This window comes from Pigmentiphaga sp. (assembly GCF_033795525.1).
In the GTDB taxonomy this organism is placed as follows: Bacteria; Pseudomonadota; Gammaproteobacteria; order Burkholderiales; family Burkholderiaceae_B; genus Pigmentiphaga.
Genome location: NZ_JARYGM010000002.1, coordinates 155,889 through 173,693 on the forward strand (window position 1 = coordinate 155,889; position 17,805 = coordinate 173,693).

Annotated in this window: 19 protein-coding genes; 11 read left to right on the plus strand and 8 right to left on the minus strand. The window is 65.5% G+C overall.

Annotated elements, in window-relative coordinates; genetic code table 11:
* Window positions 1-9 precede the first annotated feature (9 nt).
* The 3 genes from QHC78_RS05470 to QHC78_RS05480 all read right to left on the minus strand — a co-directional run bounded on the left by QHC78_RS05470 (window position 10) and on the right by QHC78_RS05480 (window position 2,987).
* The gene (locus QHC78_RS05470; protein WP_319742877.1) at window positions 10-1,359 is read right to left on the minus strand and encodes an FAD-dependent oxidoreductase; all 1,350 of its coding nucleotides are present in this window, start codon (window positions 1,357-1,359) and stop codon (window positions 10-12) included.
* Between the two features lie 103 nt (window positions 1,360-1,462).
* The gene (locus QHC78_RS05475; protein ID WP_319742878.1) at window positions 1,463-2,290 is read right to left on the minus strand and encodes an IclR family transcriptional regulator; all 828 of its coding nucleotides are present in this window, start codon (window positions 2,288-2,290) and stop codon (window positions 1,463-1,465) included.
* Entirely contained in the window at window positions 2,280-2,987 is a 708-nt protein-coding gene (locus QHC78_RS05480) for a FadR/GntR family transcriptional regulator (protein WP_319742879.1), read from the minus strand. Before QHC78_RS05480 ends, QHC78_RS05475 begins: the two co-directional genes overlap by 11 nt.
* Window positions 2,988-3,117: 130 nt before the next feature.
* Between QHC78_RS05480 and QHC78_RS05485 the strand changes: the two genes are divergently transcribed.
* Window positions 3,118-4,077, plus strand: a complete 960-nt coding sequence (locus tag QHC78_RS05485; RefSeq protein WP_319742880.1) for a fumarylacetoacetate hydrolase family protein — start codon at window positions 3,118-3,120, stop codon at window positions 4,075-4,077.
* Between the two features lie 47 nt (window positions 4,078-4,124).
* On the plus strand, window positions 4,125-5,096 hold the full coding sequence (locus tag QHC78_RS05490; protein ID WP_319742881.1) for a tripartite tricarboxylate transporter substrate binding protein: 972 nt from the start codon (window positions 4,125-4,127) through the stop codon (window positions 5,094-5,096).
* A 131-nt stretch (window positions 5,097-5,227) separates the two neighbouring features.
* On the opposite strand, the gene QHC78_RS05495 is transcribed toward QHC78_RS05490, so the two are convergent.
* Window positions 5,228-5,761, minus strand: coding sequence for a hypothetical protein (locus QHC78_RS05495; protein WP_319742882.1), 534 nt, complete (start codon window positions 5,759-5,761; stop codon window positions 5,228-5,230).
* A gap of 128 nt (window positions 5,762-5,889) precedes the next feature.
* On the opposite strand from QHC78_RS05495, the gene QHC78_RS05500 reads away from it, so the two are divergent.
* From QHC78_RS05500 to QHC78_RS05510, 3 genes are all read left to right on the plus strand, one after another.
* Window positions 5,890-6,168 (plus strand): hypothetical protein, encoded by a 279-nt coding sequence (locus QHC78_RS05500; protein ID WP_319742883.1) that lies wholly within the window; start codon window positions 5,890-5,892, stop codon window positions 6,166-6,168.
* A 70-nt stretch (window positions 6,169-6,238) separates the two neighbouring features.
* Window positions 6,239-7,030, plus strand: coding sequence for an SRPBCC family protein (locus tag QHC78_RS05505; protein ID WP_319742884.1), 792 nt, complete (start codon window positions 6,239-6,241; stop codon window positions 7,028-7,030).
* An 11-nt stretch (window positions 7,031-7,041) separates the two neighbouring features.
* Window positions 7,042-8,217, plus strand: coding sequence for a zinc-dependent alcohol dehydrogenase (locus QHC78_RS05510; RefSeq protein ID WP_319742885.1), 1,176 nt, complete (start codon window positions 7,042-7,044; stop codon window positions 8,215-8,217).
* Here the strand turns inward: QHC78_RS05510 and QHC78_RS05515 are convergent.
* Entirely contained in the window at window positions 8,165-9,787 is a 1,623-nt protein-coding gene (locus QHC78_RS05515; protein WP_319742886.1) for a hypothetical protein, read from the minus strand. The genes QHC78_RS05510 and QHC78_RS05515 overlap by 53 nt on opposite strands.
* 165 nt (window positions 9,788-9,952) lie before the next feature.
* Here QHC78_RS05515 and blaOXA point away from each other — a divergent pair, with 165 nt between their 5' ends.
* Together blaOXA and QHC78_RS05525 are read left to right on the plus strand one after the other, a co-directional pair.
* The gene (gene blaOXA / locus QHC78_RS05520) at window positions 9,953-10,789 is read left to right on the plus strand and encodes a class D beta-lactamase (RefSeq protein ID WP_319742887.1); all 837 of its coding nucleotides are present in this window, start codon (window positions 9,953-9,955) and stop codon (window positions 10,787-10,789) included.
* A gap of 152 nt (window positions 10,790-10,941) precedes the next feature.
* Window positions 10,942-11,403, plus strand: coding sequence for a carboxymuconolactone decarboxylase family protein (locus tag QHC78_RS05525; protein ID WP_319742888.1), 462 nt, complete (start codon window positions 10,942-10,944; stop codon window positions 11,401-11,403).
* A gap of 28 nt (window positions 11,404-11,431) precedes the next feature.
* On the opposite strand, the gene QHC78_RS05530 is transcribed toward QHC78_RS05525, so the two are convergent.
* Together QHC78_RS05530 and QHC78_RS05535 are read right to left on the minus strand one after the other, a co-directional pair.
* Window positions 11,432-12,319 carry a DUF1932 domain-containing protein gene (locus QHC78_RS05530; protein WP_319742889.1) on the minus strand — a complete coding sequence of 296 codons (888 nt, stop codon included), beginning with the start codon at window positions 12,317-12,319 and terminating at the stop codon, window positions 11,432-11,434.
* Window positions 12,320-12,338: 19 nt separating this feature from the next.
* Window positions 12,339-13,340 carry a Bug family tripartite tricarboxylate transporter substrate binding protein gene (locus tag QHC78_RS05535; RefSeq protein WP_319742890.1) on the minus strand — a complete coding sequence of 334 codons (1,002 nt, stop codon included), beginning with the start codon at window positions 13,338-13,340 and terminating at the stop codon, window positions 12,339-12,341.
* A gap of 136 nt (window positions 13,341-13,476) precedes the next feature.
* Here QHC78_RS05535 and QHC78_RS05540 point away from each other — a divergent pair, with 136 nt between their 5' ends.
* Window positions 13,477-14,715 (plus strand): LysR family transcriptional regulator, encoded by a 1,239-nt coding sequence (locus QHC78_RS05540; protein ID WP_319742891.1) that lies wholly within the window; start codon window positions 13,477-13,479, stop codon window positions 14,713-14,715.
* A 51-nt stretch (window positions 14,716-14,766) separates the two neighbouring features.
* Here the strand turns inward: QHC78_RS05540 and QHC78_RS05545 are convergent, their stop codons facing one another.
* Window positions 14,767-16,143: an LssY C-terminal domain-containing protein gene (locus QHC78_RS05545; RefSeq protein WP_319742892.1), complete on the minus strand. Its 1,377-nt coding sequence runs from the start codon at window positions 16,141-16,143 to the stop codon at window positions 14,767-14,769.
* On the opposite strand from QHC78_RS05545, the gene QHC78_RS05550 reads away from it, so the two are divergent.
* From QHC78_RS05550 to QHC78_RS05560, 3 genes are all read left to right on the plus strand, one after another.
* Window positions 16,127-16,312: a hypothetical protein gene (locus tag QHC78_RS05550; protein WP_319742893.1), complete on the plus strand. Its 186-nt coding sequence runs from the start codon at window positions 16,127-16,129 to the stop codon at window positions 16,310-16,312. The genes QHC78_RS05545 and QHC78_RS05550 overlap by 17 nt on opposite strands.
* Window positions 16,313-16,336: 24 nt before the next feature.
* On the plus strand, window positions 16,337-16,738 hold the full coding sequence (locus tag QHC78_RS05555) for a RidA family protein (RefSeq protein WP_319742894.1): 402 nt from the start codon (window positions 16,337-16,339) through the stop codon (window positions 16,736-16,738).
* A gap of 77 nt (window positions 16,739-16,815) precedes the next feature.
* A complete protein-coding gene (locus QHC78_RS05560; protein WP_319742895.1) occupies window positions 16,816-17,772 on the plus strand; it encodes a Bug family tripartite tricarboxylate transporter substrate binding protein in 957 nt (318 codons plus the stop codon).
* The last annotated feature ends 33 nt before the right edge of the window (window positions 17,773-17,805 follow it).

Genomic DNA, 17,805 nt, shown 5'->3' on the forward strand with positions numbered 1-17,805 from the left:
TCCTGGGAATCAGGCCGGCTGGCCCTGACTGGCAAGCTGCGCGCGGCGGAAAAGCGCCTGGGCTTTTTCCAGGCTCTGCTGTACCTCCCTGGCGGGGACCGACGAGGGGTTGCGGCCGCTGGCCGCCGCAATGGCGCCGAGTGTGCCTACCGCTTGTCCCATTGCCATGGAGGTCGCCATGTGGCGCGCGCCGGCCATCGCTTCGCGTGTCGCGCTGAGCGTGCGGCCGCATACCAGCAGGCCCTCCACGTTCACAGGCAATAGGGCGCGCAGCGGAATCTCGAAGGGGGCGGGCGGCGCATACAGGCGGATGCCGGTGCCGCCCGGCTGGTGGCGGTCCATGGGACCGGCGCCGAGGGCGATGGCATCCTCGAAGCTGCGCGCCTGCATGATGTCGTCTTCGTTCAGCGTGTAGCGCCCCTCGATGCGGCGCGTCTCGCGCACGCCCACGCGCTCGGCCACATCTGCCAGGATGGCGTTTTCAAAGCCGGGGATCTCGCGTTGCAGGAATCGCACGATGCTGGCGATCTGCCGGCGGCCTTCCTGCTCGGCGCGCGATGCGTCGCGGGCGTTCAGCGCATCGATGTCCTGGATGCGGCTCATCAGGCAGATAGCGTCGGTGCCGCCCGGGGTGCTGACGAAGGACAGGCTTTCCCAGAACAGTTCCCCCCGCTGCAAGCCGCCCAGAACCAGGGCGCGGCGCCGGTCCGACGGCACCGCCTTGAAACGCGGCACGTCCACGTTCGATAGCCGGAAGGACAGTGTGCAGGGCTGGCGGTCGCCGACATCGTTCTTGGACGGTACGCCCGCGCTCGCACACACCAGCGCATCGCCGGACGCGTCCACCACCACGGGCGCGAGCCAGGCCAGGCGGCCCTGTACCGTCTCGACCGTTACGCCTGTGATGGCCCCCTCCTGCAGTAATGCCCGGGCGAAGGTCGTGTGCAGAAGCACGTCCACGCCGGCTTCATTCACCGCGCCGTCGAGCACCCATTTCACCGTTTCGGGATTGAAGGGCAATACCCGCAGCGGAAACGGAGTGCCGGCTGCTTCGCCCATCACGTAGCGGTGGAATCCGTCCGATCCGCCCGCGGCCTGCACGCGTTCGGCCAGTTCGTAGGGAATTCCGCCGACCACGCGCGTTTCGCCATGGAAGAATGCGACCCATTGGGCCACGAGGTTGGCGGTAGCGGCGCCGCCCAGGCAGCCGCCGCGTTCGATCAGCAGCGTGCGTGCCCCCGTGCGCGCTGCGGCGATGGCGGCGACGGTGCCCGAAGCGCCGCCCCCGACGACGATGACGTCATAACGGCCCGCGACGGGCATACTCAGTGATTCCTGGATGTGGGTGGGTTGCGGCATGCGTCTCTCCTGGACAACCTGGGTGGGTGTCTCGTGTCATGCCGTGCAGTGTTGCGCTCAAGAGTGGATACCGCTAGACCGTGTTCTCACATGTGAACACTTTTCACCCGGGATACTTGGCCTGCTCCGTGGCCGCGGCGATCTCAAGGGCGGCCTTGCGCAATACCTTTAGCAGTTTCGGCTTGCGCGCGTCGTCCAGGTGGCTGGCCGGCATGGCCAGTCCCAGGGCCGCGAGCACGCGCCCGTGGACGTCCAGGACGGGCACGGCGAGTCCGACGATGCCGAAGGTGAATTCGCTGAAGGACCAGCCCACGCCGTCCTCCCGGATTTGATGCAACTGCCGCCGCAGGACCGCCACGGAGCGTATCGTCTGCTTGGTGCGCGGTTGCAGCTTGACGCGCTGCAGATAGGCCTCGCGCTCGGCCGGGGGCAACCACGCAAGCAATACCTTGCCTGCCGAACTGGCATACAGCGGCTGCATGACACCGACGTGCACGGAATACAGCACGGCGTCGGGCGATTGAGCGGACGCGATGCGCTCGGCCATGTCGTTGCGCAGCACGCTGAGCCCGGCCGATTCTCCTGTTTCATGCATGAGCCGTTGCAGCCACGGTTCGCCGGCGCGCAGCAGGTCGCGATTGTGGGCGCCGCGCCGTGCGAGTGCATAGGCGCCTTCGCCGAGCTGGAACTGCTGGGAGTCCTGCAGTTGTTCGATGTAGCCGCGGCCCACGAGGTTGTGCAACAGCGCGGTCAGGCTGCTTTTCGGGATGCCTGTCCGGCGCGAGATCTCGGCATGCGTCATGGCGCGCCCCGTGCTGGCCAGGAGTTCAAGTATGTCGAGGACGCGATCCGCGGACTTGACGCTGGATCGTGCATGTCGCGGTTTGGTGCGGGAGCTGGATGCGGCGGCCGGCGGTTTTTCAGTCGTCATGACGCGGCGGAGTTCGGCTGGGTACTATGAACGACTCCGTTTGCCGTTGCACCGATTCCAGATGCAAGCGCATGCGGCGCTCCGCCTCCGAAGCTGAGCGTTTAACGATGGCTTGCGCGATGGCTGCGTGCTCCATATACATGCGCTGGATGTCCTCGGCCATGTTGAAGGGGCCGGCAGGCCTGGCATGTATGGCGGTGCGCACTTCGAACAGGATGTCGGTCAGCGCCTGCAACAGGCGATTGTGCGAGGCCGCAGCGATAGCGCGATGGAAGGATTCGGCCTGTGCCTGGGTTCGAGAGAGGATTTTTTCGCCTTCCATCTGTTGCAGTGCCGCCATAATGCGCGAGAAATCCTGGGCCGAGCCATAGGTGGCCGCCAGGGCGGCTGTCTGCGGCTCGATGATCAGGCGCGCGGTCATGAGCTCGACCGGATTGGTCACCGATGCAATCTTCAAGGGTTCCAGGGACGCGGGCCGACGCGTGGGCCTGCTGAGATAGGTACCACGGCCGACATGGCGCTGCACCTGGCCGTTGGCTTCCAGCTCGGCCAGTGCGTGGCGTAGATGGCCCCGGCTCAGGCCGAGCAGAGGCGCAAGATGGCGCTCTGCCGGCAGGCGTTCTCCAGGGCGCAGTTTGCTTTGGGCGATGTAGCGCGTTACGGCTTGCACGGGCTCGACAGGAGCGTTCTTGCGCATGCGTGTCTTCCTCGGTTCTTGTACGGATTGGTTCGAACCAATCCTTGCGAAGAATGTACCATTCTGACCAATTTGGCGTCATGCAAGGACGATCCCTAGACTCGATCTAAATGAAAGCAAGGGAGCGGGGATGAAACTTGTCCGATTCGACAGTGCACAGGGTGCGCGCCTCGGGGTGTTGGACAACGAAGGCAGTGTGGTGGACATCGCCGCAACGTGCGCGGCTAGCGGCGGGCTCAGCGAGGCCGAACGGACGGTGCTGAGCGACGTCAATGCATTCATTGCCTCCGCCGCGTCGGGACAGGCGTTGGCACGACGCGCGCTCGCGGCCGGCAGTTCGCGGGTGGTGGTACCTTCGGCCCGGCTGTTGGCGCCATTGACGCCTGGCATCATTTTGGCCACAGGCGGCAACTATGCCGACCACCTGGACGAAATTGCCGATCTGGCGTCGACGGGCAAGGATCCGGCGTTTTTCTTCAAGACCCCGCGTGCGGTGATCGGGCCGGACGCCGGTATCGAGCTGGACCCCAGGCTTACCCGCAAGCTGGACTACGAAATCGAACTCGCTGTGGTGATCGGCAAACCGGGACGATGGATTCGGGAAGAAGACGCAGCCGCGCACATTTACGGCTATACCATTCTGAACGATGTGACATTGCGAGATCGTCAGATCACGTTCCAGGGAGGCGTTGCGGTCATCGAGTTGGGGGGCAGCAAGAATTTCGCAACCTCGTGCCCCGTGGGGCCCGTGGTCGTCACGGCGGACGATATTCCCGACCCTCAGCGGCTAACGCTGCGTACCACCGTTAACGGCGAACTGAGGCAGAACAACAGCACCGCGCTGATGATTGCAGGTGTCTATCGGTTGGTCAGCTTCTTCTCGCAGTTCCTGATGCTGCAGCCGGGCGATGTAATCACGACCGGCACGCCGGGCGGAACGGCATGGGCCGGGGACGAGGAGCTGGGAGGCAAACCTTATACGCGTAATGACATCGTCCGTGCGGCGCGCTACCTCGAGGTCGGTGATGTGGTCAAAGGCGAGATCGAGGGAATCGGAGTCCTGTCCAATCCCGTCGTTCCGGCGCCTTGAGCGTACGGGGTCGCATATCAAAACCATAAGCGGACCAGGAGACAAGGATGACATTCGGAAAATGGCTGCTGGCGGCAACGGCCAGCCTTGCCGCCATGCATGCAGCGGCGCAGGAGTTCCCTTCTAAATCCATCACGCTGATCGTACCGTTTGCGCCGGGTGGCTTGGCAGACCTGGTGGGGCGAGTGTTGGCGGCGCAAATGGAAAAGACCCTGCGCCAGCCTGTGGTCGTGACGAACCGGCCGGGCGCAGGGGGGGCGATCGGTGCCTCGGCGGTGGCCCGCGCGCCCGCCGACGGCTATACCTTGTTGATCAGCCTGACCAGTCACGTCATTTTGCCGGAAGCCGATCGCATGCAGGGCAAGGTGCCGGCCTACGAATTGGCGCAATTCCAGCCCGTGGCGCGCATTACTTACGAGCCGACCGTACTGATGGGGGCCATGCGTCCGGAGGGGAGTACGGTCGAGAAGATCGTCGCCCGGGCGAGGGCCAAGCCAGGAACGGTCAGCTATTCGTCCACAGGTTATTTCGCCAATGCGCATGTCGGTGTAGATGGTTTTGCTCAGGCCGCGGGCATACAGCTGCTGCACGTTCCCTACCAGGGCGGCTCCCAGGCATTGATGGCCGTGGCCAGCGGTCAGGTCGATCTATCGACGGGCGGTCCTGCCACCGCGGCTACCTTCGCCAAGAGCGGCAAGGTGAGGGCGCTGGCCATACTCGGCGATGAGCGGCTGTCGAGCATGCCCGATGTCCCGACCTTGAAGGAGCTTGGCTACGACAGTACCTACTATGTGTGGTCCGGTCTTTTCGCGCCGGCGGGCACGCCGCCAAAGGTGATGGCGGCGTTGCGCGCCAGCGTGCGTGCCGCGGTAAACGATGCGGACTTCCAGCACAGCCTGAAAAAGATGGAGGCAACGCTGGCATATCAGGACGCTTCGGAATTCGATCAGTTTCTGGTACAGGAGACCGGACGCCTGTATGCCGTGGTGCGCAAGATGAGCGCGCCTGCTAACCGCTGACCAATACGCCGCCCCTAGCAATCAGTCTATATCGACCAGCGTGGGCAGGCGTAGGGACGTTTGCACGTTCAGGCGGTAGATCACGCCGGCATAGGGCGTGATGCCGCTGCTGTGCTTGAGCTGGCAGGGGCTCAAATGCCGGCCCTGGACCTTATGTACACCCAGCTGTCCATCGAAATCACTTGCTCGAACCGCTTGCCCGTGGACGTTTGTATGACGAACCGGGGACGGTTCTCATCGGCCATGCTCTCGATAAGACGGCTCCAGATCGAACCTTCAGTATCGATGATGTCGCAGTGGTCGCTCACCATGTCGCCGTACATCAGCCAGGTTCCGGCCAGCTCGTGCAGCGGAATGGGGACGGTGTCGCCGTTGAAGTCCACCAAATGCAGGGCGGCGTTGGTGATCTGGAACGGTCGGGGCCCTTGGTTGACGACTGTCATGTCCAATGTCCAGGTTATCCGCGGGAACTGGCGCGGAGCGCCCTGGGCAGCGGACCGGCGACCCTGGATAGACAGGCATGGCTGTTCGGTCTGGTTGTGCCTGGACAGTCGATATGCCGTATAGCCCGCGTAAGCGGAAGCCAGGCCGGCGGCGGCCGTGACGAAGGTCTCGACTACGTCGAGCCACCGCGCTGTGGCGTTGACGGTGGGGGATACGGACATATTTGGGGCGTTTTTGGGCGAAAGACGTCGATTATAAGAAGTCCGTTACAAAAAGTTAAAGCCTGCTGGGCGCCGCCACGGGCATGTCGCTTGCTGGGCTCAGGCCGGTTAGGTCCTGGAGAACTGCCTTGGAAACCGGTCTCGTACCCAGCTCGTCGACGAATGATCGCCCCGTTCGATCCCCCCTCGCGCGCCTGAAGGCGTTCGATGACAGCCGCCCGGATTTCCCGGGCGAGCACTTGATTGTGTTCGGCTTGGGGGTGTTGCTCATGGTGGCCGGGATGCGCAGCCGCACGGCGTTGCGACGGGGGCTGTTCACGGCCGCGGGCACCGCCTTGGTCGGGCGGGCGGCAAGCGGCACGGGCGGTATCGCACGGGTGGCAAGAGTAGTGAAGCGGCTGCGGTGAGCGGAGCAACGGCGCCCGGCCGCTCCAGGCCGCGGCGCGGACAGATAACCCCCATGCAGGAAAAACGGCAATGAATGCAGACGGCGTACTGAACCATCATGATCCGGCCGGCGAGGCGTCGCCGCGGACCGGCTGGCCGGCCGACGTGCGGGCACCCTCGGCCCGGGACAAGGGTCCGAACGTGGGCACGGGCGAACGTATTGCCTCGGGCCTGGGCGGCTTGGTGCTGTTGTGCTGGGCGGCAGGCCGGGACGGGGCAGGCGCCAAGCTCGGCATAGTGGCCGCGGGCGGCCTGCTGTGCCGCGCAGTGACGGGCTACAGCTGGGCCAAGCGCGCGCTGCAACCGTCTCCGTACGAAGACGCCGTGGCGCGGTCGCGCCGCTGGCCCGCCGCGACTGTGTCCGAGTACGCGGTGACCATTGCGCGCCCCCGCGAGGAGCTCTACGGGTTCTGGCGCGATTTTTCGAATCTGCCCCGCTTCATGCGGCACGTCATGCGCATCGAGGTGATGGATGAGCGTCAGTCGCGCTGGACGGTGAAGGCGCCGCTGGGCAAGTCGGTGCAGTGGACCTCGACCATTACCGAGGACCTTCCCAACGAGCGTATCGCGTGGGAAACCGACGAGGAGGCCGATGTTCCCAATGCGGGCTGGGTGGAGTTTCACGATGCGCCGGGCAATCGCGGTACGGAGGTACGCGCAGTGGTTGCCTACCAGCCTCCAGCCGGCCACTTGGGCCGGGTAGCCAGCCGGGTGTTCTTGCCTGAGACGCCTTCCCAGCAAATGACCCAGGACTTGAGACGGCTCAAGCAGATCATGGAGACCGGCGAAGCCGCCGTCTCGCCATTGCAGCCTCAGGCGTAAGGAGAAGGCGAATGCGCGCACTCTGTTGGCTGGCTCCCAACCAGCTAGGCGTTGAACGGGTACCGGACCCGGCCATCCTGAATCCCAAGGACATTCTGGTCCGCGTGGCGATGTCCTCGGTGTGTGGTTCCGACCTGCACCTGATCGGCGGTTTCGTGCCTGCATTGAAGCCGGGCGATGTGTTGGGGCACGAATTCCTGGGCGAGATCGTGGAGACCGGCCACGGCGTGACGTCGTTGAAGAAGGGCGACAGGGTGATCGTCGTGTCCATCCTGGCGTGCGGTTCGTGCGAGCACTGCCTGCGCAAGGCGTTTTCCTGCTGCGACAACACCAATCCCAAGCCACGGCTCACGGAGCTGGCGTACGGCCATGCCTGCGCCGGCATCATCGGCTACAGCCATGCCTTCGGCGGCTACGCCGGCAGCCACGCCGAGTACATCCGCGTGCCTTTCGGCGAGGTGAACGCGTTCAAGATCCCGGAAGGCGTGCGCGACGAACAGGCGGTGTTCGTCTCGGATGCCGTGCCCACAGGCTATATGGGCGCCGATCTGGCGGACATCCGGGAGGGCGACGTGGTAGCGGTATGGGGATGCGGCGGCGTGGGCCTCATGGCCATCTGCTCGGCCTACCTGTTGGGCGCGCATAGAGTGATCGCCATCGACCGCATTCCCGAGCGGCTGCAGCTGGCCGAGACCAAGGGCGGAGCGGAGGCCGTCAACTACGAAGAGGTGGACGTACACGAGGCGCTCAAGGAGATGACCGGCGGGCGGGGACCGGACCGGTGTATCGACTGTGTCGGCATGGAGGCCGATGGGAACGGTCCGCAATACTGGTACGACTACGCCAAGCAGCACACCTTTCTGGAGACGGACAGGGGCATCGTCCTGCGGCAGGCCATCCGCGCGTGCCGCAAGGGCGGCGTGGTGTCTGTCATGGGGGTGTACGGAGGATGGATGGACAAGTTCCCCATGGGTGCCATCGTGAATAAGGCACTGACCGTTCGTTCGGGCCAGCAGCATGGCCACCGCTACGTGCCTCAGCTGTTCGAGTTGATCCAGAGCGGAAAACTGGACCCGTCGTTCCTGCTGACTCATCCTATGCCGCTGGACGACGGAGCACGGGGCTACGCCATGTTCAAGAAAAAGGACGATAACTGCCTGCGGGCGGTGTTCCGGCCGCAGGCATAAGCTCCGCGGCTTCGGCCACCAGCTCCCACGGTAAATACGCCAGGCTCTCGCGGAAAAACCGCCGTTCATCCTTCCGCAGCGATTTCATCAGCTTGCCCAACCGCTCGACCGCGTCATAGGCCTGGGCACAAAGGCCGTTCTCGTAGGCGCTGAACCATGCCGTCTCCAGCAGCACGTTGGCCAGCTGCAAGGCGCCGTATTGGGCATGCCCGGCGTCGTGTTCCTCGAGTGTGTAGCGCGCGACGTTCGACCAGCTGGTATAGCCCTTGGCCGCGGAGAACGGCGCATGGTAGGGCTGTGTGGCCTGCACCACGCGCCGCATGGAAAGCGGCGTTTGGGCCTGGAAACTGCGCAGGTCCAGCCGCCCTTGCGCTGCGCATGTGCCGCGTGCGATGCGAAGCAGGAATACGGTGTTCCAGGCCGAGCCGCCGCCGACGCCGAAGCGGTCGCATATCCATTCGGACAGGCCTATCCACCGGATGGCCTGCAGTTGCACCACTTCAGCGGGCCCTTGCGCCGTATCCAGCAAGCCGTGGGTCCAGAACAGCCACAGCGACCAGCCGATATTGGCGGCGACGTCCTGGGCCGATTCGATGGAATCGGCTTCATAGGCGGCTCGCAGCGCGCCGGAGAGATCCTCGATGGCCTGGGTCGCCGCTTCGGCGCGTTCGGCAAGCGGAACGGTTTGCAGCGCCATGGCTATCGATTTGGACAGCAGCGCACGCAGGTTCAGGAATTCGAAGCGCACGCGCGGGTTATAGCGAATGACGGGTTGCAGTTCCAGGTCGGTCCCAATGCGCGCCAGTTCAGCCTGGGCGGCGGGTACACCGCCTTGGGCATAGAGGTTCCAGGCATGTGCAATGGCCGCCATGGCGGCAAAGGTGGGCAGGCCCGGGCCAGCGTCGCGTGGCAGCAGGTAGGGTTGCAGGCGCGACAGCGCGTCTTCGCTGCGCTCGACCTGCCCGTGGCGGCGCCAGGCGAGGCTTTCTTTCAGGACGGACAAGGCGGCCTGGAAGTCGTCCTGGGCAGCGCGGTGCGCCGCCCGAAAGCGCTGCGCCACACTGCGCTCGGCGGCGCTCGCGGCGCCGTCCTTGGCCATGCGCAGGGCATGCGTGAGTTCGTTCCAGTAGCTGACGTCCTGCATGACGTAGGCAACGGGATCCTCGCGGTCATCCTGCGCGGACTCGGGTCCCAGGAAGTCCGCGACCTGGGGTAACCGCACCGGTTTACCGTCCAGCCTCAAGTCCAGTCGTTGCGCCTGGCCTCGCGCCAGCCAGAACGGGCCGCGGCTGCGCCCCGACAGTTCCAGCAAGGCGGGATCGCGGTCCGTGTTCCGGCCCCATCCGACCTCGATGCCCCAGGCGCGGTAGTCGGCATAGGCGCGCGAGACGATCATGCGCAGCTTGGCGCTACCCGGGAAGCGGGCGAGCAGGGCGGAGACGGGCACGGGACCAGTGCGCGTGCGCTCCGCGTAGTAGAGGCGTACCAGCAGCCATAGCGACTGGTAGCGGGCCGGATGCCCGTTTACTTGAGGGGGGCGAAGTTCTATGCGGACTTTCTGCCTGGGCATGATGCAACGAGAAAAAAGTGGGAAAGGCAAGCGTGCGGGGAATGGAGGTTACACCGGTTACGCAGGCCTGTTTTACCCGTGTCTGGCGCACGCGTAATCTTGCGCTGCCGTTACCCGGGATAGCGTGCACACCAGTCATTCACTCCAGACTTTGCAAGAGACATCATGTTCCGACTGAACCTATTTCGAAAACTCGCCGCGGCTTGCGGCATGACGCTGCTCGCGACCGCACCTGCCTGGGCGGCCCTCCCGTGCGAGGAAGATCCGAACCTGTCCCGCGTGTTTAGCCAGGCCGGGGCCCAGGGAACCTTTGTGCTGCTCGACGGGCAGACGGGCGCACTGGTTTGCCATGACGCGCCCCGTGCGCAGGTAGGATTCCTGCCGGCCTCGACCTACAAGATTCCCAATTCGTTGATCGCGCTGGAAACCGGCGTTGCGAGCGGACCGGACTTCGCATTGCGGTGGGACAGCCGCCGTGCCCCCAGGCAGGACTGGTGGCCGCGGGCCTGGACGCAGGACCATACCTTGGCCACGGCCTTGCCGAATTCGGTGGTGTGGTACTACCAGGAGCTGGCCCGCCGCATCGGTGCTGCCCGCATGCAGGCCTACGTGGACCGGTTCGATTACGGCAACCGGAACATCGGCGGCCGCATCGATGACTTCTGGCTGACGGGCGATCTGCGCATCTCCGCGCTGCAGCAGGTGCGCTTCCTGCAGCGCTTCTATACCGAGAAGCTGGGTGTCTCTCGCCGTTCTACCCGCATCGTGAAGGATGCCCTCCTGCTCGAAGCGACCGATGTCTATCGGCTGAGCGGCAAATCCGGCTGGACCGGGCTGGAACCGGCCAAGGACAAGCAGATCGGCTGGCTGGTCGGCTATCTGGAGCGGGGTGGGAGAGTCTACTTCTATGCGCTGAACATGCGCATGGCGCAGCTTAGCGACGGGCCGGCGCGGCAGGCGATCACCAAGGCCGTGTTGCGCCAGCGTGGCTTGATGCCCTGATCCGGAACGGCCGTTTACACTGGACGGGGTAAATGGCTCATTCCACCCATCTCCCTGGGCCTCGCGGCCCTGGTTCCTAGAACGCCGGCAGGGGCCGCGCAACAGCCGCGGGCGCCTCGTCCGGCAAGTCCTCTCATCCAGGAGTAAACACCATGAGCCAACGTCTCGATTACAGCAAGATCGCCCCGGGCGGCGTGGCCGCGCTGGGAAGCGTCTATAGCTACGTCATGAAGAGCGGTCTTTCCCATACCCTCGTCGACCTGGTCTACCTGCGCATCTCGCAGATCAACAACTGCGCCTACTGCCTCGACATGCACACGCGGGCATTGTTGAAGAAAGGGCAGTCCATCGAAAAGCTCACGCTGCTGCAGGCGTGGGAAGAAGCCGGCGATCTGTTCGACGAGCGCGAGCGCGCCGCCTTGGCGTGGGCGGAGTCCGTCACGCGCGTGGCCGAGACTGGCGTGCCACCCGAGGACTACGAGGCGGCACGGGCCGTATTCGACGAGAGCGAACTGGTCGACCTGACGATCGCCATCAGCCTGATGAATGCCTACAACCGGATGGCGATCAGTTTCAGGAACACGCCGCAGGCCGTGTCCGAGCTGAAACAATAAGGCGGTCGTGTCCTGTGGCGCGCAACGGTCAACGACGCGAAAGCAAACGGTCCGCATAGGCCTGCCAAGGCGACTGGGCGTCCAATCCGTCGAACAAGCCTTCCTGCGCCAGGCCGGCCACCCAGGCCTGCTTGTCGGCGGTCGCGCTAGCCATGAACGGGTCGAAACCGGCCTCGCGCACCGTCTGCGCCGCTTCGCGCATTTCCTCGGCACGCCGCTTGCCGTGTTTGACCACGCGGCTGAAGAAATAGGCGCCTTGCTTGGCCCAGTCGATCTGCGGAAAGGTTTCCCGCAGCGTGGGCAGCACGTGGTCTTCGACGCCATAGTGGCGCGCGGTGGCGTAGCTTTCGATCACCAGCGCTTCCAGGCCCTTGATCATGATGCTGCGGCTCATCTTGATCGCGGATGCCACGCCCAGTTCATCGGACACCGGCTTGGCGTCCATGCCCCAGCCGGCCAGCGTGGCGGCCAGGTCTTGCGCCCGCGCGCCGCCCAGCAGCATGGGGACCCGGATGCCGTAGGGCGGGACGGAGGTCATGACACCGGCTTCGACGTAGTGGGCGCCGGCGGCTTCCAGCGCGGCGGCGGCATTGCGCTTGGTGCCGGGTGAAGCCGAGTTCAGGTCCAGGAACAGCGTGCCGGGACGCACGTGGCGGGCGGCCTCCTCGGCCACGGCCAGCGTGTTGGACGCCGTAACGGCAGAAATCAGCAGCGTTGCCTGTTGGCAGAGCGCCGCCATGCTGCCGACCGGCTCGATGCCTTCCGCGGTAGCGGCCTGGCGTGCCGTGGGGCCGGCGTCGCCGCCGAATTTGAGGTCCCAGGCGCAGACTTTGTCCACGCCTTCCTTGTCGCGCAGGCCGCGGCCAAAGATGCCGCCGACCTCGCCGAATCCGATAATGCCCAGGGTAATGCTCATGTGATCCTCTCTTGCAAAATCATTCGGGCTTGATGCCCGCCAGTCGGGCGGCCTCGCCCGATCGTTCATACTCGGCGTGCAGGAAGGCCGCAAAGCCGCTACGCTGCCGCTGTGCGGTATCGGCCACGTCCAGGCCCAGGCCGCGCAACCGGTCCGCCAGCTCTCCGGAACCCAGCGCCGAATTGGCCGCCTGCTCCAGCTTGGCCTGCACGTCTGCCGGGGTGCGTGCTGGCGCAAGCAGGCCGACGTAGCTTTGCGCCGTGAATTCCGCCACGCCGCTCTCGATGAAAGTGGGGACGTCCGCCGCCAAGGGGCTGCGCCGGGCCGCGGCGACCGCGACGATGCGGGCCTTTCCGGCCTGATGCAGCGGCAGCGCGGTGGAGAATTCCATCGATGCCAGTTGGACGTCGCCGCCCAGCAGCGCCGGTACCAGCGTATTGCCGCCGCGGAAGGGCACGTGCTCGATCCGGGCTCCGGTCTGCGCGTTGAAGCGCGCCAGCGTGAGGTGGGTAGCGCTGCCCACCCCGGACGATGCACAGCCGACGAACTGCCGGGCCGACAGCTCGGTTACATCCCGCAGCGTCTTGGCGGCCAGGCTCTTGTTGGCGATCAGCACATGCGCGACCGAGCCTGCGAGCGTGATGGGGGCGAAGTCCTTCAATGGGTCGTAGGGCAGCCTAGCCTGCACGAAGGGGTTCACGGTCAGCGGGCCGTTCGAGCCGACCATCAAGGTGTAGCCATCGGGCGCGGCCTGTGCCACCAGCGCGGCGCCGACGCTGCCGCCCGCGCCGGCGCGGTTCTCCACGATGATGGTTTGCCCCAGTAGAGGACCCATGGCCGCAGCCAGCAGGCGGCCAACGCTATCCACGTTGCCGCCGGGACCGAACGGCACGACGAAGGTCAGCGGCCGCTGCGGATAAGCGCCCGCCCGCGACAATCCCGGCCAGGCGCCCAGGGCCGGTGCGGCGGCAGCCAGCTTGAGGAATCGGCGGCGCGCGGCCCCCCGTAGGCGGTCATCCATTCTGTGTCTCCTCTGTTGTCGTACTCTTATCTGTTCAGGCATCGTTATCCTGGATGCTCTGGGGAATTGTGCCAACCGGGCACGTGGGCGGGTTGAGTTGTGCAAACCGCCCGTTCGATTCTGTTTATTGGTTACCATGCGACCCGACGCTCTCGACACGCTCTCCCGGCTGGACTTGATTCCCTTGCGCGAACTGCGCGTGTCGGCGGCGGTTGCCCGGGATGGAGGCATCCGCCCGGCCGCCGAAACGCTATTGCGCACCGCGTCGGCGGTCAGCCGGGCCATTGGTCAGCTGGAGCAGCGCCTGCGCGTGCCCCTGTTCGAGCGCCACGGGCGCGGCATGCTGCCGACGCCCGCCGGCCGGCTGGCCTATGCCCGCTTCTGCCGGATCGAACATGAGCTCGAACAGGTGTTGGACGAAGCGGCTCGCGCCGGCCGGACTATCGAGCCCACCACGGCAGCCGTCGAAGGATTGTTCGACGAACGCCGGTTGACGGTGGCATCGCTGCTGGCCGAGACCGGCCATATGCCGACCGTCGCCTGGCGCCTTGGCGTGTCGCAACCCGCCGTCAGCGCCTCGATTGCCCGGCTGGAGGCCGCACTGCACGAACGGCTTTTCCTGCGCACCCCCAGCGGTATGGTGCCCAGCACCCAGGGCGGCCGGTGGCTGCTCAGGTTCGATCGGGCGCTGGCGGAGCTGCGCTATCTGAACCAGGACATCGCGGCGCTGCGGGGCAGCATGGCCGGCGTGATCGCCGTCGGCGCGCTGCCGCTCGCCCGTACCCGCATCCTGCCGCAGGCCATCGCCACGCTCCGCGCTGCGCATCCTGAATTGCGCGTGCATGCGCGCGAGAGCCCCTACGAGCAGCTATGCGCAGATCTGCTGAGCGGCAAGCTGGACTTCATCATCGGGGCGTTGCGTCCCGATGGCGACCAGGCCCTGCATCACGAACTGCTGTTTACCGACGAACTGTGCGTCATGGCCGCGACCACACATCCCCTCGCGCAGCGCCGACGGGTACAACTGGCCGACCTGCGCGGCCAGTCCTGGGTGCTGTCCCGCCCCGGCACGCCGCTGCGCGAGTCGCTGGAGGCCTTCTTCGCCGCCCATGGCGAACCGCCACCCGTTCCCGCCGTGGAGACGGGCGACCTGGCGCTGGTCAGGGGGATGCTGGTGACGGGCGGCATGCTGACGGTTTTGTCGACCCATCAGCTGCAGTACGAGGTCGAAGCTGGGCAGTTGTGCATGCTGCCGGTATCGCTCGACGGGCTGCAGCGGAGGATAGGGATTACGACGCGGAGCGGCGCGCAGTTGCCGGACAGCGTGCGGGCGCTGTTGGATGAGATTCGTGTTGCTTGTGGGGCGGCGGTGTGAACCCCACTTGTTCGGCGGATAAGCGAGGTCTACAGGCAGCCAGCAGATCGTTCACCTGACGCAATGGCGCCGGGCTTCGCGCGGCTTGGCCGGATCGCAGTCGTCCGGATGCCATTGGACGAACTCGGCGTCCTGCATGGCGCGCGGGCTTTGCGCCACGAAGAGCACCAGCCGCCGGCCGTCGGTGAAGTATGGGTCCGCAGCCAGGTTGGTGCGGGGCTGGTCCTGGCTGGCCTGGCCCACGCCAGCCGCGTAGCCCCAGCGCGCCACGTTGCTGGTCATCAGCATGTCCTGCAACAGGTAGTCGCGTGCTTCGTCCACGTCGGGGTCGATCACGTGCGTCGTCAACGTGGGGGAATGGGTGGTGACCTTCACGCCGATGTCGCGGCTGATCTGGCCGATCCAGACGGGCGCATCGCCTACCTGCAGCGGCGTCAGCCAAAGACGCAGGTGGTTGCGCTGCGAGATACTGGCGCGCGCACGCTGCATGGAGAAGTCCTGTTGGCGGCCGTCGAAATGCAGCGCGCTGACGGGCGAGGTGCGGTAGTTCCCGCCGAAGGCAAACACGCTGATCATGCGGCCGACGCTGGACGCATTGATGGTTTCGGTGAAATCCCATCCTGCGCGGACCAGCGCCACCAGTACGTCATGCTCGGACCCGACCATGACCAGGTTGAGGGGATCGCCTTGCTGGGTGCCCGCGGCATTGGTGGTGCAGCAGGGAAGCTTCTCCAGTTCGGCACCCAGCGAACTCAGGTCGACCCGCTTGCGGCGCTCCGGCTGGTAGAGCCGCTCCGGATCGACGGTCTGGTAGTCGAAATGGCCGCCGGGCAGTTCCCGGGCGAAGTCGAAGCGCAGCACGTGCCGCGCGCCCAGCAGCTCGACGTTGATCAGCTTGATGCCCCGCGTGAGGTTGGTGTAGACGAAGCCGCTCGAGGTCTGGCCGGGCGCGACGTGCACCTTGATCTGGCGCTCGGTCAACTTGCGTTCGATCTGCTGGGCCGATGCGCCGCCGGCGCCGGAGTGAAAGAGGTAGGCGGCTTCGCGGGCCGAGTAGAAGTCGCGGTCCATGAACGCCGGCATGAACCAGTACGGCAGCGAGCTGCGGTTTTCGATCTTGACCCAGACGGGCTGCACGCCGCGTTCGGCCATGGGCAAGCCGAAGCTGGCGGCGCTTTCCTCGTCGCGCAAGGCCGCGACGCTGACAGTGACCCGATCGCGTGTCAGGGCCTGGCCGGTCGCGCGGTCCAGGTAGCTTTTCTCGGCCTGGCCCGCGTCCATGGACACCGTCGCCGGTGCGGCGCCAGGAGGCGGGGTGACTGTCGCACAGCCGGAAAACGCCACTATGGAGAGGGAGGCCAGCAGGGCGCGCGCGGCGGCTGCCGCGCTATTTGTCCATTGGGCGTCGCGGATGATGAGCTTGCTCATGGAGTCGCAGGGGCATGAAGGCAACGGCATGGCCCGCGATGATGCCGCAAAACACGTCCGGGACCTCGCGCAGTTTTCAAATAACGATCACTTTTTTGCCGTACCCCGCCGGGTGGGCCCGCGCTGGTCAAATGCCGTGATCATCGATATGATAGTGAAATTTCACTGAAATTTCACATGGCAAGGAGCAGCAATGACGCGCAAGCAGCGCATTATTTCCCCCCACGTCGCCGAGGCGGAGCCCGGGCTGTGGTCCAACTGCCTGCAGGTGGGCGACACCCTTTACTTGTCGGGCCTGACCTCGCGGGCGAAGGATGGCACCACGATCGAAGGCAGCGACGAATACGAGCAAGCGCGCGTCATCTTCACCAAGATCAAGCACTTGGTGGAAGCGGCGGGCGGGAAGATCGACGATGTCGTCACGCTGACGGTCTTCGTGACGCGGATGTCAGGCAACCAGGGCGTCTGGCGTGCACGCAGGGAGTTCTTCACGGGCGATTTCCCGGCTTGCGCGCTGGTGGAAGTCAAAGGCCTGGCCAAGCCCGAGATCCTGGTCGAGATCCAGGGCCAGGCCCGCCTGGGAGCGGGCGGTTGACGCTCGCAGCCATTTGTATTCCGTCGGCCGCGCCGCGTGCCGAGTCCTCTTGTCGTGCCTCGTTCCAGGGAGTTTCCATGAAGCAGTTCGTGCTGGGTTTGAGTTTGTGCCTTCTGTCCGCGGCGGCCGCGGCGCAGAAGTTTCCTTCGCAACCGTTGACGCTGGTCGTGCCGTATGCGGCCGGCGGCTCGTCCGATGCGCTGGCCAGGTCATTGGCCCAGGCAGTGGGCAAGGAGGCCGGGGTCGGCGTGATCGTCGAAAACCGGCCGGGCGGCAGTACCGTGATCGGCGCGCAGGCGCTGCTGGGCAAGCCCGCCGACGGCCATACCCTGTTCATGATGGCGGCGAGCTTCGTCATCAATCCCTACCTGATCAAGAGCTTGCCGTATGACACGCGCAAGGACTTCCAGCCGGTGACGCAATTGGCGTCCAATCCGCATGTGCTGGTGGTGTCGTCCAAGGTGCCTGCCAGCGATCTGAAGGGGTTCATCGATTGGGCGAAGGCACAGCAGGGCAAGGCCAGCTTTTCGTCGTTCGGCAATGGTTCCTCGGGGCACCTCGGCTTCGAACTGTTCAAGCAACGTGCCGGCGTGGATATGCTGCACGTGCCGTACAAGGGATCGGCGCCGGCCACGATGGCGGTGCTGTCGGGCGAGGTTGACGCAACGCTAGGCGATGTTGGCGTAGTGGCGCCGCATATTGCCGCAGGCAAGGTCAAGGCCTTGGCGGTATCGGGATCGCAGCGGTCGGCGGCATTGCCGGGCGTACCGACCTTCGCCGAGGCAGGACTGGCGGGCTTTACCTCCGAGACCTGGATGGGCCTGCTCACCCGCGCGGGCGTCGAGGACGACCGCGTGGAGCGCCTGCATCGGCTGTTCGCGCAGGCGCTGCAGGATGCGGAGGTGCAGAAGACCCTGCGGCAGCAAGGCATGGAGGCCAAGCCGTCCGCGCCGGCAGATTTCGCGCGCTTCCTGCAGCAACAATCGGACCAGTACCGGGTGGCGGTGGACAAGGCCGGACTCAAGCCGGACTAAGCGAGGGAGGCGGGCGGTGCCCGGGAGGCTACA

What these genes read in the sequence shown, in the direction of transcription:
- QHC78_RS05470 (WP_319742877.1), bottom strand. Translation starts at nt 1,359, where the DNA reads ATGCCGCAACCCACCCACATCCAGGAATCACTGAGTATGCCCGTCGCG.
- QHC78_RS05475 (WP_319742878.1), bottom strand. Translation starts at nt 2,290, where the DNA reads ATGACGACTGAAAAACCGCCGGCCGCCGCATCCAGCTCCCGCACCAAA.
- QHC78_RS05480 (WP_319742879.1), bottom strand. Translation starts at nt 2,987, where the DNA reads ATGCGCAAGAACGCTCCTGTCGAGCCCGTGCAAGCCGTAACGCGCTAC.
- QHC78_RS05485 (WP_319742880.1), top strand. Translation starts at nt 3,118, where the DNA reads ATGAAACTTGTCCGATTCGACAGTGCACAGGGTGCGCGCCTCGGGGTG.
- QHC78_RS05490 (WP_319742881.1), top strand. Translation starts at nt 4,125, where the DNA reads ATGACATTCGGAAAATGGCTGCTGGCGGCAACGGCCAGCCTTGCCGCC.
- QHC78_RS05495 (WP_319742882.1), bottom strand. Translation starts at nt 5,761, where the DNA reads ATGTCCGTATCCCCCACCGTCAACGCCACAGCGCGGTGGCTCGACGTA.
- QHC78_RS05505 (WP_319742884.1), top strand. Translation starts at nt 6,239, where the DNA reads ATGAATGCAGACGGCGTACTGAACCATCATGATCCGGCCGGCGAGGCG.
- QHC78_RS05510 (WP_319742885.1), top strand. Translation starts at nt 7,042, where the DNA reads ATGCGCGCACTCTGTTGGCTGGCTCCCAACCAGCTAGGCGTTGAACGG.
- QHC78_RS05515 (WP_319742886.1), bottom strand. Translation starts at nt 9,787, where the DNA reads ATGCCCAGGCAGAAAGTCCGCATAGAACTTCGCCCCCCTCAAGTAAAC.
- blaOXA (WP_319742887.1), top strand. Translation starts at nt 9,953, where the DNA reads ATGTTCCGACTGAACCTATTTCGAAAACTCGCCGCGGCTTGCGGCATG.
- QHC78_RS05525 (WP_319742888.1), top strand. Translation starts at nt 10,942, where the DNA reads ATGAGCCAACGTCTCGATTACAGCAAGATCGCCCCGGGCGGCGTGGCC.
- QHC78_RS05530 (WP_319742889.1), bottom strand. Translation starts at nt 12,319, where the DNA reads ATGAGCATTACCCTGGGCATTATCGGATTCGGCGAGGTCGGCGGCATC.
- QHC78_RS05535 (WP_319742890.1), bottom strand. Translation starts at nt 13,340, where the DNA reads ATGGATGACCGCCTACGGGGGGCCGCGCGCCGCCGATTCCTCAAGCTG.
- QHC78_RS05540 (WP_319742891.1), top strand. Translation starts at nt 13,477, where the DNA reads ATGCGACCCGACGCTCTCGACACGCTCTCCCGGCTGGACTTGATTCCC.
- QHC78_RS05550 (WP_319742893.1), top strand. Translation starts at nt 16,127, where the DNA reads ATGATGAGCTTGCTCATGGAGTCGCAGGGGCATGAAGGCAACGGCATG.
- QHC78_RS05545 (WP_319742892.1), bottom strand. Translation starts at nt 16,143, where the DNA reads ATGAGCAAGCTCATCATCCGCGACGCCCAATGGACAAATAGCGCGGCA.
- QHC78_RS05555 (WP_319742894.1), top strand. Translation starts at nt 16,337, where the DNA reads ATGACGCGCAAGCAGCGCATTATTTCCCCCCACGTCGCCGAGGCGGAG.
- QHC78_RS05560 (WP_319742895.1), top strand. Translation starts at nt 16,816, where the DNA reads ATGAAGCAGTTCGTGCTGGGTTTGAGTTTGTGCCTTCTGTCCGCGGCG.